This window comes from Armatimonadota bacterium (genome assembly GCA_017993055.1).
Classification (GTDB): Bacteria; Armatimonadota; UBA5829; order DTJY01; family DTJY01; genus JAGONM01.
The window spans coordinates 1-15,476 of the sequence record JAGONM010000005.1 but is presented as its reverse complement, the minus strand read 5'-3'; the positions used below and the strand labels follow the sequence as shown (position 1 = coordinate 15,476).

The 15,476-nt window shown below is 63.4% G+C and carries 15 protein-coding genes and 1 pseudogene; 9 read left to right on the top strand and 7 right to left on the bottom strand.

Going from position 1 to position 15,476, the window contains the following annotated elements:
• Nucleotides 1–40: 40 nt before the first annotated feature.
• Nucleotides 41–1,303, bottom strand: coding sequence for a histidine--tRNA ligase (locus KBC96_03295; GenBank protein ID MBP6963412.1), 1,263 nt, complete (start codon nt 1,301–1,303; stop codon nt 41–43).
• A 79-nt stretch (nt 1,304–1,382) separates the two neighbouring features.
• A complete protein-coding gene (locus KBC96_03290; protein ID MBP6963411.1) occupies nt 1,383–2,204 on the bottom strand; it encodes a mechanosensitive ion channel family protein in 822 nt (273 codons plus the stop codon).
• Nucleotides 2,205–2,425: 221 nt separating this feature from the next.
• Here KBC96_03290 and KBC96_03285 point away from each other — a divergent pair, with 221 nt between their 5' ends.
• From KBC96_03285 to KBC96_03260, 6 genes and pseudogenes are all read left to right on the top strand, one after another.
• Complete coding sequence (locus KBC96_03285) at nt 2,426–3,085, top strand: MotA/TolQ/ExbB proton channel family protein (GenBank protein ID MBP6963410.1); 660 nt, start codon at nt 2,426–2,428, stop codon at nt 3,083–3,085.
• Entirely contained in the window at nt 3,060–3,473 is a 414-nt protein-coding gene (locus KBC96_03280) for a biopolymer transporter ExbD (GenBank protein ID MBP6963409.1), read from the top strand. Before KBC96_03285 ends, KBC96_03280 begins: the two co-directional genes overlap by 26 nt.
• Before the next feature lie 3 nt (nt 3,474–3,476).
• The gene (locus KBC96_03275; protein ID MBP6963408.1) at nt 3,477–4,520 is read left to right on the top strand and encodes a TonB family protein; all 1,044 of its coding nucleotides are present in this window, start codon (nt 3,477–3,479) and stop codon (nt 4,518–4,520) included.
• A gap of 82 nt (nt 4,521–4,602) precedes the next feature.
• Entirely contained in the window at nt 4,603–5,313 is a 711-nt protein-coding gene (locus KBC96_03270; GenBank protein ID MBP6963407.1) for a hypothetical protein, read from the top strand.
• Nucleotides 5,310–5,714 (top strand): annotated as a pseudogene (locus tag KBC96_03265) (ribonuclease HI family protein). The gene KBC96_03270 and the pseudogene KBC96_03265 overlap by 4 nt, the downstream one beginning before the upstream one ends.
• A gap of 78 nt (nt 5,715–5,792) precedes the next feature.
• On the top strand, nt 5,793–6,185 hold the full coding sequence (locus KBC96_03260) for a secondary thiamine-phosphate synthase enzyme YjbQ (protein MBP6963406.1): 393 nt from the start codon (nt 5,793–5,795) through the stop codon (nt 6,183–6,185).
• 1 nt (nt 6,186) lies between these two features.
• Here the strand turns inward: KBC96_03260 and lysS are convergent, their stop codons facing one another.
• On the bottom strand, nt 6,187–7,671 hold the full coding sequence (gene lysS, locus KBC96_03255) for a lysine--tRNA ligase (GenBank protein ID MBP6963405.1): 1,485 nt from the start codon (nt 7,669–7,671) through the stop codon (nt 6,187–6,189).
• 132 nt (nt 7,672–7,803) lie between these two features.
• On the bottom strand, nt 7,804–8,283 hold the full coding sequence (gene greA, locus KBC96_03250) for a transcription elongation factor GreA (GenBank protein MBP6963404.1): 480 nt from the start codon (nt 8,281–8,283) through the stop codon (nt 7,804–7,806).
• A 428-nt stretch (nt 8,284–8,711) separates the two neighbouring features.
• Between greA and htpX the strand changes: the two genes are divergently transcribed.
• Entirely contained in the window at nt 8,712–9,560 is an 849-nt protein-coding gene (htpX, locus tag KBC96_03245; protein ID MBP6963403.1) for a zinc metalloprotease HtpX, read from the top strand.
• A 48-nt stretch (nt 9,561–9,608) separates the two neighbouring features.
• Here htpX and KBC96_03240 read toward each other — a convergent pair whose 3' ends face one another.
• The gene (locus KBC96_03240) at nt 9,609–10,766 is read right to left on the bottom strand and encodes a hypothetical protein (GenBank protein ID MBP6963402.1); all 1,158 of its coding nucleotides are present in this window, start codon (nt 10,764–10,766) and stop codon (nt 9,609–9,611) included.
• Between the two features lie 161 nt (nt 10,767–10,927).
• Here KBC96_03240 and KBC96_03235 point away from each other — a divergent pair, with 161 nt between their 5' ends.
• Nucleotides 10,928–11,917: a PHP domain-containing protein gene (locus tag KBC96_03235; protein MBP6963401.1), complete on the top strand. Its 990-nt coding sequence runs from the start codon at nt 10,928–10,930 to the stop codon at nt 11,915–11,917.
• A gap of 6 nt (nt 11,918–11,923) precedes the next feature.
• Nucleotides 11,924–12,913: a PHP domain-containing protein gene (locus KBC96_03230; protein MBP6963400.1), complete on the top strand. Its 990-nt coding sequence runs from the start codon at nt 11,924–11,926 to the stop codon at nt 12,911–12,913.
• Between the two features lie 126 nt (nt 12,914–13,039).
• Here KBC96_03230 and KBC96_03225 read toward each other — a convergent pair whose 3' ends face one another.
• Together KBC96_03225 and KBC96_03220 are read right to left on the bottom strand one after the other, a co-directional pair.
• The gene (locus KBC96_03225; GenBank protein ID MBP6963399.1) at nt 13,040–14,152 is read right to left on the bottom strand and encodes a ribose-phosphate pyrophosphokinase; all 1,113 of its coding nucleotides are present in this window, start codon (nt 14,150–14,152) and stop codon (nt 13,040–13,042) included.
• 26 nt (nt 14,153–14,178) lie between these two features.
• The gene (locus KBC96_03220) at nt 14,179–15,417 is read right to left on the bottom strand and encodes a 2,3-bisphosphoglycerate-independent phosphoglycerate mutase (GenBank protein ID MBP6963398.1); all 1,239 of its coding nucleotides are present in this window, start codon (nt 15,415–15,417) and stop codon (nt 14,179–14,181) included.
• Nucleotides 15,418–15,476 lie beyond the last annotated feature (59 nt).

The following is a 15,476-nucleotide window of genomic DNA, read 5'->3' as shown; positions in this document are numbered from 1 at the left end:
TGTCCGATCCGCCCCATAGGTCCCGTGGGACGCATGCGACCTATGCCAAAAGGCGTCTTATCTTCTCCACCGCCTGATCGAGCGGAACGTCCGTCTCTTCTCTCGTCTCCATGTTCCTCAGCTTTGCCAGGCCTCGGCTCATCTCGTCGTCCCCGATGATCGCTGTGAAGCGAGCCTGCTCGCGTCCGGCCGCCTTCATCTGAGCTTTGAGGCTCTTGCCCGAATAGTCGGTCTCAGCGGCGATCCCGGCCCGGCGCAGGTCCGCCACCAGTCTGATTCCCGCCTCGCGGGACCCTTCGCCGAGCGTGGCCACGAAGATATCCGGGCGCGCGGTGTCCGGGGTCTCGATTCCCTGCGCCTCCATGATCGCGAGCGTCCGCTCGATGCCCGACCCGAATCCGACTCCCGGCGTCGGCTGCCCGCCCATCTCCTCGACCAGGCCGTCGTAACGGCCTCCTCCACCGACCGCGTTCTGCGAGCCGAGATGACTGCTCGCGACCTCGAATGCCGTCTTGGTGTAGTAGTCGAATCCGCGCACAAGCCTGGGGTCGAGAACGTATCCGATGCCGAGCAGTTCCAGGTAACGCAAGACCGATCCCAGGTGCCCCGAGCATTCCTCGCAGAGGTGGTCCGCGATGTCCGGGACGTTCACGGTCAGCTCCCGGCAGCCCGGAACCTTGCAGTCGAGCATCCTCAGTGGGTTCGCGTCGTATCTCGTTTGGCAGTTTCCGCAGAGTTCGGCCAGGTAGGGCTCGACCGCCTTCCTGAGCGCCTCGCGGTATCCCGGGCGGCACTCCGGGCAGCCGACCGAGTTGATCTTGAGTTCGAGACCCTGGAGCCCGAGCGATGTCAGGTACTGCATCAGGAGCGATATGACCTCGGCGTCTATCGCCGGGTCCTGTGAGCCGAGCGCCTCGACCCCGACCTGGTGGTGCTCGCGGAATCGTCCGGCCTGGGGCCGCTCGTAGCGGAAGATGCTTGCGACGTAGTGCACCTTCGTGACCGGCATCTCGCCGAAAAGACTGTGCTGGAGGTACGCGCGCACGATTGGCGCGGTGCCTTCGGGCCGGAGAGTCATGCTCCGCTCGCCGCGATCGAGGAACGTGTACATCTCCTTGCTTACGATGTCGGTATGCTGGCCGATGCTGCGCGCAAAAAGCTCCGTTTCCTCGAATGTGGGCGTACGGAGCTCATTGTAACCGTATAGGAGGCAGACATCGCGAAACTTGCTCTCGACGTACTGCCATTTGGGGCTCTCGCGCGGCAAAACGTCGGCCGTCCCGCGCGGCGCGGCATATCTCATCGGTTGCTTACCTCCCAGCCTCATTCTAGGCCATCGGGAGGCGGAATGTCAACGTGCGGGACTCCGGTCCGACGAATCCCTAGACTAGCTTGATCCCTTCCTGCTCGAAGCGGCTCATGATCCGCTCGCGCAGGGCGGACTGGACGGCATCCGATCTTCCCGGCTTCACCTCGCCCGATACCCGGATCGTGACCTTCGCCGCGTCCGCCGCGGTGAGGCCGTCCGCCTTCGGGGCCGTCACCACTCCGCTCACGCTCGACTCGATCTCCCTGCCGATCTCGTCAATGACCGAGCGCGCGCGGTCCAGGTCCGTGTCTCGCGCGACGCTGACCTCCAGGCTCGCGAGAACCGGTCCGCGCGAGTGGTTCGTCACCAGTACGATATCTCCGTTTGCGATGATGATCAGCTTGCCGACATCGTCCCTGATACGCGTAATGCGCATTCCCAGTTCCTCGACCGTCCCCGTCACCACGCCGATCGTGACATAGTCGCCCACGGCGTACTGGTTTTCCAGCACGATGAAGAAGCCTGAGATAATGTCCCTCACCAGTTTCTGCGCGCCGAACCCGACCGCCAGGCCGACTACGCCGGCGGCGGTCAGCACCGGGGCGATGTCCACGTTGAAGACCCTGAGAAGCATCACGCCCGAGATGAACGTCAGCACGTAGAAAACGGTGCTCTTGACGAGGCTGCCGAGAGTCCGGACGCGGCCCGCGGAGATCGGCGGCGTCAGGTTCGTCTCCCTGCTCTCGATTGCGCGGGTGACGCGGTCCACAAGTCGGTACGCGATGCAGCGCACGACCAGGAAGAATATCAGTATCTTAGCGATATCCCAGATACGCGACAGAATCAGCGCCACCGCGCCGCTCCAGAAGACCTGCGAGAAGAGGTCAACGTTCATATCCGAGTACCGCCTCCCTGCCGGGACATGCTCGAAGGGTAGAGGCCTGATCCGGCATGGCCCCCTCCGGGGTGTTCGCCGCTACCGTCCGGCAGTCCTGCCGGATGCGCTCGCCCTGTGCTTTGCCGAGGCGTCTGCCGATAATCCAAGTGCAGGCATTTCCGCCGCGCGGGCGGGGAATCCCGCGTCGGAGTCTTGATATTGGAGGAGGAGACTGCTCGATGACCTGGTTAGGTGACGCCTTCGGTTTCCTGTGCAAGGGCGGCCCGGTTATGGTGCCGCTGGTGGCATGCTCGGTGATCTCGGTCGCGGTGATGATCGAACGGTGGAAGCGGCTCAAGGAGTCCGCGGGTGATTCGGCGGGCCTTATGGCGCGCGTCGAGAACCATCTCGCGCTCGGCAAGTACCGTGAGGCCGAACAGGCCTGCGAGCGCGACGGCACCCCGCTCGGCTCGATGCTCGCGAGCGGGCTCAAGTGCGCCCGGAGCGACGCGCGGTCGGTCGAGCACTGCATGGAAGAGCACGCGCTGAAGCTGACCCCTGAGGTCTTCAAGCGCCTGCACATGCTCGACACCATCATCACCATCGCGCCGCTGCTCGGGCTCCTGGGGACCGTCACCGGCATGATCCGTGCGTTCAGCGTGATCTCGAACAAGGCCGGTATCGGTACGCCGACCGCGATCACCGGCGGAGTTGCGGAGGCCCTGATCGCCACCGCTACGGGTCTTGCCATCGCCATCGTCACGCTCGTCGGGTACAACTACCTGACCGAGCGTGCAAAGATGATCGTCAGCGACATGGAAGTATACGGCACCCGGCTCGTCAACATTCTCTCGACCGACACGGAGGAGCGCAATGAGGCTGAAGCGGTCGGAGCCTAGAAAGGCTCGCATCGAGATCATCCCGATGATTGACACGGTCTTCTTCCTCCTCGTCTTCTTCATGATCGCGTCGCTTGCTATGACGACGATGAAGGGCATGCCGGTCAACCTGCCCAAGTCCGAGATGGCGACCGACCGCTCCGTCGTGAAGACCGTCGTGACCATCACCGGCGGCGGGTCGTACTACGTTGACAAGCGCCGGGTCAGCTTTGAGGAGATATATCCTCTGCTGCAGGCGCGCCTGCGGGACAATCCGAAGATGGTCGTCGTCATCAACTGCGACAAGGAGAACAACTGGGGCAAGGGTATCGAGGTCATGGACGAGGCCAAGCGCGCCGGCGCAGAGCTTCTCACCATCGCCACCGAGCCTAAGGCAAAGAAGAGTTAGCCGATGGGGGACAAGCTTCTCAGACGCACCATAGCCGTATCCGTCGGCCTGCACCTGGTCGTGCTGGCGCTCGTCGGTGCGAGCTACGCCGCTCGCAAGTTCGACCCCGACAGTCTCAAGCTCGTCCAGGTCAAGGTCGTGACCCTTCCGGAAGAACCGACATCCGTGCCGGAGGAGGTCAAGCCCGCCGCGACGCCTTCTCCCGCTGACAGTGGCCAGGTCCGGGTACCGCCGCCCGAGAAGATGCGGACGGCCCCGCCCCCGCGCCCGAGGCCGACAAACGTCAACCCGCCGACGAACGTTCCGCCGCAGCCGAAGCCTTCGCCCAGACCCGGATTACTCTCGGGGCTTGCCAACGTATTCAAGCGTCCTCCGGATACTGCATCCGGCAAGCCCGCGGGCGATCCGGGGGGCGACCTGAACACCGGCACGGGAAGCGGCCGCGGGCAGGATCTCGGCGGCAGCGGGAAGACTCCCGTAGGATGGGTGCCGGGCTCGCCCGGCGGCAGAGGCTCCGGGTCGGGCAGCGGCGAAGGGACCGGCAAGCCGGAGCCCGTCCAGGACGCGGCTCCCGGTCCGGGCAAGGAGCCTGCTCCCCCGCCACCGCCGCCTCCGCCTCCTCCCCCGGACGTTGATGTGCGCGTCTGCGCAGCCTCAGGGATGCTCCCCGGGCCGGACTGCGAGCATACCGTAGTCAAGTCCTATCGGCCGGGCAGGCAGCCGGAGTCGAAGTGCACCGTCTGCAAGCCGAAGCATGTCTCGACCCTGGCTGACAGATCGGTCCCCGAACTCGTGAGCGGCTCCAGGCGTCCGAAGTACCCCGAGTCCGCCAAGCAGCGTGACATCCAGGGCTCGGTCACCGTCGAGTACACCGTCAACACCGAGGGCAGAGTCACCGCCGTCAAGGTCAGCAATTCGTCCGGCAACTCCGATCTCGACAGGGCGGCCGCCGACTGTGTGAACAGCCGGAAATACAAGCCTGCGGTTCAGGACGGCATCCCCAGGAACTACCGCAAGCGTGAGACGTTCCACTTCACCCTTGATTGACTCCGGCGCGCGTTGACACCGCCCGGCGCTTCTGTTAGAATTCCCCAGCCTCGCCTGCATCGCGAGAGGAAGGGATTTCGACATGAGCGAACAGCTCGACGCGCTCTACCAACTGCAACTCGTGGACCTTGACCTCGAGAAGTACAGGAAGGCCCTCGCCGCGCTCGACGACGGCTCCTCCAGAAAGGAACAGGTCGAGCGCCTGCGAGTTCTTTCTGCTGAGGCCGAGCAGCTTCTCCATGAAGCGTCCACAGAGCAGCGCGACAAGGAACTGAACGTCAAGGCCGTCGAGGACAAGAAGAAGCAGTTCCAGGAGAAGATGTACTCCGGCAAGGTCGCGAATCCCAAGGAACTCCAGAGCATGCAGGACGAGATCGCAATGCTCGACCGTCAGCGGGGCAAGCTCGAGGAGCGCATACTGGAGTTGATGGACCTGATCGAGGAGAGGAAGGCCGTTCACGCCGAAGCAGCCGAAAGGCTCCGGCAGAGCGAGGACAAACTGGCGGCGCACACGGCCAAGCTGGCCGAGAACACGCGGATACTGCAGAAGAACATCGAGATACTCACTCACCGGCGCGACACCGCCCTGTCGCACGTTGATCCCGGCCTCTTGAAGCGTTACCAGTCCCTTCAGGCGCGGGTCGGCGTCCTCGCGGTCGGCAAGATCGAGGGAAATCAGTGCGGCGGATGTCACACCGGCCTCATGCCGTTTCAGTTGCGTCAGCTTGATACGGACAAGGATATCCTGACCTGCGAGAACTGCGGCCGGATTCTCTTCAAGGAGAGCAAATGAAGCCGGGCCGCGCGATCCTCGCCGTTGACGGAGCGGCAAAGGGCAACCCCGGTCCCGCCGGCATAGGAGTGGTCATCAGTGACGAGTCGGGCAAGGTGCTGAAGGAGATCGGCTCGCACATAGGCCGTGCGACGAATAACTTCGCCGAGTACACGGCCCTGATCCGAGGCCTCTCCGAAGTCCGCGAGATGGGATTCTCGGAGGTCGCGGTATACACGGACAGCGAACTGATGCAGCGCCAGATCGCCGGCCGCTACAAGGTGAAGTCTCCAGGCCTGCAGCCGCTGTATCAGTCCGCGGTGGATCTCATCCGCGGTTTCGACGACGCCTCGGTCCATCATGTTCCGAGGGAGAAGAACAAAGCCGCCGACAATCTCGCGAGTGCCGCCGCCGAGCGGTCCGAACAGCCGGGGCTGTTCGACGGGAGCGATGAGAAGCCGCGCAGGCCGGGGAAACAGGCACGTTCCGGGGGTAAGTCCATGATCAAGCGCATCAGCATAGATACGTCGGCGAGGACTCAGTTCATTGATATCACCGACAGGATACAGGAGGTCGTTCAGGCCAGCGGTGTCAGAGAAGGGAACTGCACCGTTTTCGTCACCCACACCACATCGGGAGTCACGATCAACGAGAGCGTGGATCCCTACGTCCTGCGCGACATCATAGACATTCTGAACGGTCTCGTCCCCAGGCTCGGCTCCTACCAGCATGCCCAGGGCAACGCCGACGCCCATGCCAAAGCCAGCCTGATCGGCTCGTCCATAGACGTCATAGTGGAGGACGGCCGGTTGCTTCTCGGAGAGTACCAGGTCATCTATCTGTGCGAGTTCGACGGCCCCCGCCCCAGGCAGGTTGTAGTCCGCGTGGCTTAGGTCACTGCTCCGGCTTGAGCTGTGGGAACAGTATCACGTCGCGGATTGACGGCGAGTCCGTGAACATCATCACCAGGCGATCAATCCCGACGCCGAGTCCTCCGGTCGGCGGCATCCCGTACTCCAGCGCCCTCAGGAAGTCCTCGTCCATCGGGTGAGCTTCCTCGTCCCCGGATGCTCGCATCCTTCCCTGAGCCACGAACCGCTCGCGCTGGTCAATCGGGTCGTTGATCTCCGAGAATGCATTGCCCATCTCCTGACCGATTATGTACGGCTCGAAGCGCCTCGTGAGCGTCGGGTCGTCCTGCCTCTTTTTCGCGAGCGGAGAAATGTCCAGCGGAAAGTCGGTGATGAACGTCGGCTGAATCAGGTTCGGCTGCATGAACCGCTCGTGTATCTTGTCTATGATCCCGCCGATCGTCGTCTCCTGCTCCATCGGCAGGCCGAGCCGCTCGCCCGCCGCCTTCGCCGTCTCTACACTCCGGAACTCCTCTGGCTCCACGCCCGCGTACTGCTTGATTCCTTCCAGCAGCGGCAGACGCTTCCACGGCGGGGTGAGATCTATCGTCTGTCCCTGGAACTCGAACCGCGGCCCTCCGTGAATCTTCTCGCTCACGAACGCGAACATCCGCTCCACGAGACCCATGATGTCTTCGAGGTTCGCGTATGCCTGGTATAGTTCCAGCATCGTGAACTCCGGGTTGTGCCGCGTCGAGATGCCTTCGTTGCGGAACACCCGGCCCATCTCGTAGACTTTGTCGAACCCCCCGACGATCAGCCGCTTGAGGTAGAGCTCGAGCGAAATGCGAAGGTGGAAATCGTGGTCCAGCGCGTTGTGATATGTCGTGAACGGCCGTGCCGCCGCGCCTCCCGCGACCGCCTGTAGGACCGGGGTCTCGACCTCGATGAACCCGTCTGCGTTCAGGAACTCGCGCACCGCCTGCACGATTCGACTGCGGTTCAGCATGGTCTCCATGACTTCCGGGTGCACGATCAGGTCGAGATACCTCTGCCGGTACCGCTGCTCCACGTCGTGCAGTGTGTACCACTCAGCGTCGCCCTTCTGCTTGCCGATAGGGATCGGCCGGAGCGACTTCGCGAGGAACTCGAACTCGGTGGCGAAGACCGACGTCTCTCCCATGCGCGTCCTGCCGACCGTCCCGCGCGCGCCGATGAAGTCTCCGATGTCCAACTCGCGCGCGAGGCGGTAACTGTCCTCGCCGATCTGGTCGGTCTTCAGGTAGACCTGGATTCGGCCGCTTCCGTCCTGTATGTGCGCGAACGAGGCCTTTCCCATCGGCCGAAGCGAAACCACCCGGCCCGCCACCGACACCGTCTGCCCTTCCAGGTCGTCGGCGGAGTCGAGGACTTCCTGCGCCGCGTGTGTCCGTTCGTAGCGCTCTATGGCAAACGGGTCTGATCCGAGTTCCCGAAGCCTCGACAGCTTCTCGAGTCTGTGCTCCACGAGGTCATTGTCTTCGTACACTGGCGTGCCCCTCTTCCCATACGCTGAACAGCGTACAGCTTGTCCTTGCCGTCGGGCGGCGAATGCTCGTTCCCGATGCGGCACGACCGGCTATACGCTGTTCGTTGAAGGATCTTCGATCCCGGGACGGCGCTACTTGGCGATCTTTACGATCTTCAGGTGCATCTCCCCGGCGGGGGCTTCCACCGTCACCAGGTCGCCGACCTTCTGCTCCATCAGGGCTTCCCCGACGGGCGATTCGTTGGAAATCCGGTCCTCCGCGGGATCCGCTTCAATCGAACCGACTATGGTGTAGACCCACTCGTCCTTCGTGTCCATGTCGCGCACCGTGACCTTGGACCCGATGCTGACGCGGTTGGTCTTGACGTCGCGTTTCTCGATTACGAGCGCGTTGTGGAGGATCCGCTTCAGTTCCATGATGCGTCCCTCCACGAAGGCCTGCTCGTTCTTCGCGTCTTCGTACTCAGAGTTCTCCGAGAGCTCACCGAAATCCTTAGATTCCCTGATCCTCTCGGCCACTTCTTTCCTCTGCACGGTGCGAAGGCGCTCCAGTTCCTGCTCGATCTTCTTGAAGCCTTCCGCAGTAAGGACGATCTCGTTCTCAGTGGTCATAGGGCTTGCACCTCGACTTCCTAATAACATAAGCACTGGTTGCCCCGCCATTCATACGAGCAACCAGTGCTTAGAATGCTTGTCATGTCCAGATTCACATGGATTGTACCACAGTGAGCGCGTTTTGTCAAACATATTTGGTCTCCGCCGTGTGTCCGCTAGGCCCTCCCGGGCGAGCGCCGCAGGCGAAAGCGCCGCCGCCGGGCAGTTGACCCGCAGCCGAAATGGAGCTATAATAGAAACGGCTCTGAAGGGGAGTAGCGCCCCGGGATCGTCCCGGGGTGAACGGGTCGTCAACACGTTCGGCCGCAAGGCGCGGACCGGCCTCGTTCGGAACTCGATGGAAATCGTACACGCGAGACCTTCGCCGCGCCGCCCTCGCAACGCGAGCGGTCCGCGGAGAGGGTCTTTTTTGCAGGAGGACTTGCATGAACGCACTCAAGACGGGCATTCTTCTCACGGCGCTCACCGCCCTCGCCCTCTGGATCGGACGCATGGTCGGCGGGATGAGCGGCATGGTCTGGGCCTTCGGCATTGCGATCGTCATGAACGTGGGGAGCTACTGGTTCAGCGACAGGATCGTGCTTGCCACTTACCGAGCCAGGCCGATCACCGAGGCCGATTCGCCCGAACTCTACGCCATAGTGGCCCGGCTGACCCAAGAGGCGGGTCTCCCCATGCCCAAACTCTACGTCGTTCCCGGCGAATCGCCCAACGCCTTCGCCACCGGGCGCAACCCTCAACACGCGGCCGTCGCGGTGACGGAAGGGTTGCTGCGAATCCTCGACCGAGATGAGGTGGAGGGCGTTCTGGCTCACGAGTTGGCGCACGTCAAGAACCGCGATATCCTGATCGGTACGATCGCGGCTACCTTCGCGGGCGCGATCATGCTGATCGGCAACATGGCGCGCTGGGCGGCCATTCTCGGCACCGGCCGCGACAGCGATCGGGGTGGCGGCGCACTCGGCATGCTGGCGCTCGCGGTAGTGGCGCCGCTGGCCGCGCTGTTGATCCAGATGGCTATCTCCCGATCGAGGGAGTATCAGGCCGACGCAACCGGCGCTTCCATAAGCGGCAAGCCGCTCGGCCTGGCGGATGCGCTTCTGAAACTGGAGGGCGCCTCGAAGATCATCCCCGCGCAGGCGAGTCCCGCGACCGCGCACATGATGATCGTGAATCCTCTTCACGGCGGGATCGGGAGTCTTTTCAGTACGCATCCCGCCATCCCGGAGCGGGTCAGGCGACTCCGCGAGATGGCCGACCGCATGGGGCAGTGATCGAGATGCAGTCAGTCGGGGCGGGAGTCATGCTTCCGCCCCTTCGCGTTACTGGTAGCACCCGAACTCCTTCGCCGCCAGGTACATCGCCGCGACGTTCTCCTCGGGTATCCCGGGCGACATATTGTTCGCCTCGCGAAGCACGAACTTCCCGCCGTCCATGATTCCGGTTGAGAGTATGCGCTTCACCTCGGATCGAACCTCATCCGGCGTCCCCCTCTGCAGGAGCGCCACCGTAGGTCCGCCGTTGATGTGAACGTCCGGGCCCAGTTCCTCGCGCAGCCGCGCGAAGTCCACGGGATAGCCCGTGTCGAAGGCGTTCACGTTCAGCTCGTCGCGGATCGTCCTGAAATGCCGGGTCGCATCCCCGCACAGGTGGATGCTGTGAGGCCCCGAACCCGCCAGTTCCGAGACCAGCCGCTTGTGACACGGAAGAACGAACTCGCGGTATGTCTCGGTCGAGAGCAGTTGGATGCTGTCGTCCGCGAATCCCCAGTTCTGCGGCTTCATGTCATGTCCGAGCTTCTCCCTCCACGCCCTGATCCGCGCGATCGTCGCCTCGGTGATGTAGTCCAGCAGTTCTCTTGCGAAGTCCGGGTCCTCGTAGATGTCGAGGCATATCTCCGTCGCCCCTCTGAGATTCGCGGCGGCCGTGAAGGGCCCGTCGGTGCCGAGACCGGACGGGCTGACTCCGGCGACCGGCAGTCCCATGAACTCGTATCCCCTGATCCGCTCGGTCAGATGCTCGTAGAATCGCAGGTTCTTCGCCATGATTCCGCCGGTGAACGGGTCGGGAATGCCTCTGTCGAATAGCATCCGCTTGTTGCCGTCCGCCAGTATCGGCGAGGTGTCGGGCACCTGCCCATCGCGATGGTGAACCGGGCAGCCGAACCAGGCCGCTTCGTAGTAGTTCTGAAGGTCCACGCCGACGGCCCCCCATGCCTCCTCCGGCATCCCCATCTGCTGGTCGAAGAGAAGGTTGTGCCTGACGTAGTGCTGGAACTCGAGTTGAGTTTGGAGCATCACTTCCGGGTCTTCGCTGTACGCCTCGAAGCTGATGCCTCGAGGGTTCAGCCAGAAACTGAACAGATAGTACCGCACGTTCAGCCCCAGCACCAATGGCACCCGGATCGGCCTCCCCGCGTGGTAGGCGTCCCAGACTTGCTTCACTTCGTCGTTGTGCGCTCGAAAACTCACCTCGGGCATGCCGAACCTCCAGCCTTCATGCTGGTCTGATTATAGCCTCCATCGCTTCACCGAACAAGTCCGACGGAGGATTCGCGATGGCCCTGGCCTAACCTTACGTTGTGGGTCCCCGAAATCGCCCCCGACTTCAGGAATCCCCGAAGATGTGATGGGAGGTTGTCATGCGCCAGCACTTCGTGCGGCTACTCGCAGTTCTTGCCTTGCCTCTTCTCCTCGCCGGCGCGGCGTCATCCGCCGGCTTCGTCTGGGCGAGGGGTAATCTGCACACTCATACGACGAACAGCGACGGCGACAGCGCGCCGGACGTCGTGGTCGAATGGTACAAGTCGAACGGGTACCAGTTCCTGGTGATCAGCGACCACTGGAAGGTGACCGACCCGGCGCCGCTCGACAAGCCGGGCGACGACTTCGTTCTCATTCCCGGCGAGGAGACCGGCGTGAAGGGCGCGCCGAAGCCGATCCACGGCAACGCGATAGGCGTCTCACGGATTGTGGGAGGCGCTCAGTATGCGGGCTCTCCGGCGAAGAGCTTGTCGAAGATGGTTCAGCAGATCCGGGCGGCGGGCGGAGTCCCGCAGGTCAACCACCCGAACTTCCGCTGGTCCTTCGGATACAGGGAACTCAGAGGCCTGAAGGGGCCGTACCTCCTCGAGGTGTACAACGGCAATCCCTCGGTGAACAACCACGGCAGCGAGGCCGTCATGTCCGTCGAGCAGGTGTGGGACATGTTGTTGTCGGACGGCATCGAAGTGTACGCCACCGCCACGGACGATGCTCACGCGTTCAAGGAGATGGCGGCGAACAAGTCAAACCCCGGCCGCGGATGGATCTGCGCGCGCGTCCCCACGCCCTCCGCGGAGAACATCCTCGACGCCCTCCGGCGCGGCGACTTCTATGCATCCACTGGCGTCGAACTGGCGGACTGCTCGTTCGAAGGGAATACGATGAGAGTGCAGGTGGCGCCGAAGGTCGGCCTGAAGTACTGGATCAGATTCGTGGGCAAGTGGGGCCGCATACTCCAGGAGAGCACGGGCGCTTCGGCAGTCTACACTGCCGCCGGGAAACGGGAGAAGAACGACTATGTGCGGTGCAAGGTCATCGCATCCGACGAGACGGTCGCCTGGACGCAGGCATACAGGCCGGGGAGGTAGCTTGACATGAGAAACAGATCAGCGTCCGCAGCGCTCGCTATCGTCCTGTTGTTCGCCTCGTGCGGCGGCGCGGTCATCGCGGCCGATATGTGGGCTAAGGGCCAACTGCACTGCCACTCCACCAACAGCGACGGCAACGTCTCGCCACAGGAGGTCATGGACTGGTACAGGGATCACGGCTTCGAGTTCGTCTTCCTGACCGACCACAGGACGGTGACCGACGTCGGCCCGCTCGACAAGGACCCGAACGATCAGTTCATCTGCATTCACGGTGAAGAACTCGATCTCCCCGATGAGGGCAGGCCGATCCACGCCAATGCCCTCGGCTTGAAGCAGACGATAGGCGTGCCGCCCCGACTAATCACTCCCGCCAGGAGTGTCGCCAACCTCGTGGACTACATCCGCGACGCGGGCGCGCTCCCGATGGTCAACCATCCGAACTGGTATTTCGCCCTGACGCACCGCGAACTCCTGCGGATCGAGGGAATGTACCTGCTCGAGATCGCCAACATGGGCGGCCCCACGAGCTACAACGAGGGAAGCGCCGCATACCTGCCTCTCGAGCAGACTTGGGACATCCTGCTCTCGGAGGGCCGGACCGTCTACGCGACTGCGACCGATGACGCGCACGACTACAAGGACTTCAGGCCCGGCGGCTCCAACCCCGGTCTGGGGTGGGTAGTCTGCCGCGTGCCGGAGTTGACCCCCGGTGCCGTGCTCGATGCGCTGGCGAAGGGCAGGTTCTATTCCTCGACCGGTGTCGAACTGGCGGACTACCGTTGGGACGGCAGGACGATGAAGGTGTCCGTAGCGCCGAAGGAAGGGCGGACCTGCGTGATCCGGTTCGTCGGGAAGCACGGGCGGATTCTGAAGGAGGTCGAGGGCCTCTCCGCAACGTATCGCGTGACCGGCGCTCCCGATCGGAACGATTACATCCGCTGCAAGGTCATCTCCAGCGACCTGACGACCGCGTGGACCCAGGCCGAGCGGCTGTAACGCCTGGACCGTAGCGGCCGCGCCTCCGTGCCGGCCGTCACCGCGCAATGCGAAAAGGGGCGGGAGTCGCGCTCCCGCCCCGGCTTTCAGCTCTCGTCTCTTCGGCCTCGAGTTCCCCGTTACTGCCTACGGCTTGTAGAAGGCCTCGCTCACCGATCGGTTGTAGTGGATGCGGTTGATCGTCCGGGCGAGCGTGTCCGACAGGCAGCGCACGGTCACGAACGGCAGGCTCTCGAACTCCTCGGTCTGCGGAATGCTGTTCGTTACCACGACCTGCTTCAGCCCGTAGTTCTCGTGAAGGTCGCAGAGCCTCTCTTTGGCCTTGCCGACGCAGAGGTTGTGCGACGCGCCCAGGTAGACTTCCTTGATGCCCTTCTCTTCGACGAGCTTGCGGACGAGGCCGTGCATCGTCCCGCCGTTGCTGATCATGTCGTCGAGAACGATGGCGATGGTCTTCCCTTCGAAGTCGCCGATGATCTCGGATATCGTCACGACCTCCGGTTCCGGCCGATACTTTGCCGCGATCGCGCACTTGACGTCAATGCCGCGGCCGAAGTGCGTCACGAACTTCGACCGTCCCGCGTCCGGTGCCACCGCAATCACGTCGTCCCGGCCCTCGAACCGGCTGAACTCCTCGATGAACAGAGAGAGCGACTCCAGCATGCCGACCGGCAGTCCGCCGTAGAATCCGCGTATCTGGTCGCAGTGCGGGTCCCATACGATCAGGCGGTCGATCCCCGCGGTGATGCTCAGGTCGGCCATCAGGCGCGCGGTGGTCGCTTCCCGGGTAAACGCGGTCGGCTTGTCCTGGCGGGCGTAAGCGAGATAGGGGAGCACGCCCGTCACGTGCTGCGCCCCGTGTTCCCGGAACGCCCTCACCGCCGCCAGAAACGCCATGTAGTTCTGGTCGATCCTGAGGTCCGAGGTCGGGTCGAACAACGCCTGCAGCAGGTAGACGTCGCACCCGCTGACGTGCATCTCGAGCCGTGTGACCGTCTCCGCATCGGAGAAGCGGCGGTCAATGTTCTCGAGGTGGAGAACGTCCTCCCGGCTGCCGGCTCCCTGCAGGAGTTCCCGGTATCGCTCGACCACGCGCTGCGATAGCCTGGATCCCGATCGGCATCCCGCGATGAGCAGCCGCCCTCGCGGCGCGACCATGCTCTGCGCCTGCTCTCTGGCCAGCAGTTCCGGCGTGAAGAACGTGCTCTTGCTCTCTCTGCTCGCGTCCGTTACCGCCATAGTGCTACCTTCCTGATCCCGGGTCGCTAAGCCCCGAACTTCTCCTGAACGTTCATCAGGTTCGTCAGAATGTTCATCACGTCAATTCCGCGTATGCGCGCAAGTCCTCCGCCCACGACGGACCGCTCGTTGAACTCCCTCACCGAGTCCGGCCTGACTCCCGGCCCCCGCATGGCGATAGGGACCGAGTCGCCGGAGTGATCCTTCACCGAGATCGGCGTCGCGTGGTCGGCGGTGAGGATTATGTAGGTCTCGGGGTCGGCCTTCTCGAGCAGCAGCCCGACTACCTTGTCCACCTTCTGCACGAATCCCACCTTCGCGAACGCGTCGCCGTCGTGGCCCGCGATGTCTCCGCCCTTGATGTTGCAGAGAACGAAGTCGTGGTCGTCGAGCGCCTTCAGTATCGCTCTCCCCATCGCCATGATGTCGGAATCGAGCCCGCCGTTCGCCCCCGGCGTCTCGATGATGTCCATGCCGAGGTAACACGCGATTCCGGCGATAAGCCCGGTCTCCACCACCGCCGCCGGCTTCAGGCCGTACTTCTTCTCGAAGCTCGGCAGGTTCGGGGCGACTCCTCCTCCTCGCGGGAGAATGATGTTGGCGGGGGGCTTGCCCTCCGCCTCGCGGGCCTGATTCACCGGGTGGTCCTTCAGAAGCTCGTAGGACTTCGACACGAAAGCGTTGACGATCCGCGCCGTCTTGGCCCCCGCCGCGTCCTCCGGGTCAACCGCATGGGCCTCGTGGATTCTCTCGCCGACCTCGTGCGGGTCCACGTCGGAGATGTCCGCGCCGAGCCTGGGCCCTCTCAGCACCAGCGCGCCTCGATGCGCTACCGACTCCTTGAAGAAGACGGTCACGTCCTCGATCTGCATGCCGTTCACAGCCGCGGCAAGTTGGTCCGTGCCCGACTCGATGCGGCCCGCCCTGCGGTCCAGGATGACGAGCTTGTCGTCAACGGTCGAAAAATTGCATCTGAACGCCACGTCGCCCCGCTTCACGTCCATGCCGATCCCGGCGGCTTCGAACGGGCCGCGCCCGGTGTATGTAGTGAACGGATCGAACCCGAGTATCGCCAGGTGCGAGGTGTCGCTGCCGGCCCTGATCCCCGGCGCGATCGGGTCCATCATCCCGCACTCGCCGTCAAACGCCAGGGTGTTCATGTTCACGTTGTCGGCGGCCTCGATCGGGGTGCGCCCTCCGAACTCGGCTACCGGCCGGTCCGGCATTCCGTCGCATATCAGTAGGATCGCTTTCGGTCCTGCCATGGCTTCCTCCCGCGTGAGTCCGTGCCCACGCCCGGCCTATGTTACCGTATTCCCGCCGT

Coding starts and splice junctions, on each gene's coding strand:
- htpX (MBP6963403.1), top strand. CDS start 8,712: ATGAACGCACTCAAGACGGGCATTCTTCTCACGGCGCTCACCGCCCTC.
- KBC96_03235 (MBP6963401.1), top strand. CDS start 10,928: ATGCGCCAGCACTTCGTGCGGCTACTCGCAGTTCTTGCCTTGCCTCTT.
- KBC96_03240 (MBP6963402.1), bottom strand. CDS start 10,766: ATGCCCGAGGTGAGTTTTCGAGCGCACAACGACGAAGTGAAGCAAGTC.
- greA (MBP6963404.1), bottom strand. CDS start 8,283: ATGACCACTGAGAACGAGATCGTCCTTACTGCGGAAGGCTTCAAGAAG.
- KBC96_03275 (MBP6963408.1), top strand. CDS start 3,477: ATGGGGGACAAGCTTCTCAGACGCACCATAGCCGTATCCGTCGGCCTG.
- KBC96_03220 (MBP6963398.1), bottom strand. CDS start 15,417: ATGGCAGGACCGAAAGCGATCCTACTGATATGCGACGGAATGCCGGAC.
- KBC96_03280 (MBP6963409.1), top strand. CDS start 3,060: ATGAGGCTGAAGCGGTCGGAGCCTAGAAAGGCTCGCATCGAGATCATC.
- KBC96_03260 (MBP6963406.1), top strand. CDS start 5,793: ATGATCAAGCGCATCAGCATAGATACGTCGGCGAGGACTCAGTTCATT.
- KBC96_03225 (MBP6963399.1), bottom strand. CDS start 14,152: ATGGCGGTAACGGACGCGAGCAGAGAGAGCAAGAGCACGTTCTTCACG.
- KBC96_03230 (MBP6963400.1), top strand. CDS start 11,924: ATGAGAAACAGATCAGCGTCCGCAGCGCTCGCTATCGTCCTGTTGTTC.
- KBC96_03270 (MBP6963407.1), top strand. CDS start 4,603: ATGAGCGAACAGCTCGACGCGCTCTACCAACTGCAACTCGTGGACCTT.
- KBC96_03285 (MBP6963410.1), top strand. CDS start 2,426: ATGACCTGGTTAGGTGACGCCTTCGGTTTCCTGTGCAAGGGCGGCCCG.
- KBC96_03295 (MBP6963412.1), bottom strand. CDS start 1,303: ATGAGATATGCCGCGCCGCGCGGGACGGCCGACGTTTTGCCGCGCGAG.
- KBC96_03290 (MBP6963411.1), bottom strand. CDS start 2,204: ATGAACGTTGACCTCTTCTCGCAGGTCTTCTGGAGCGGCGCGGTGGCG.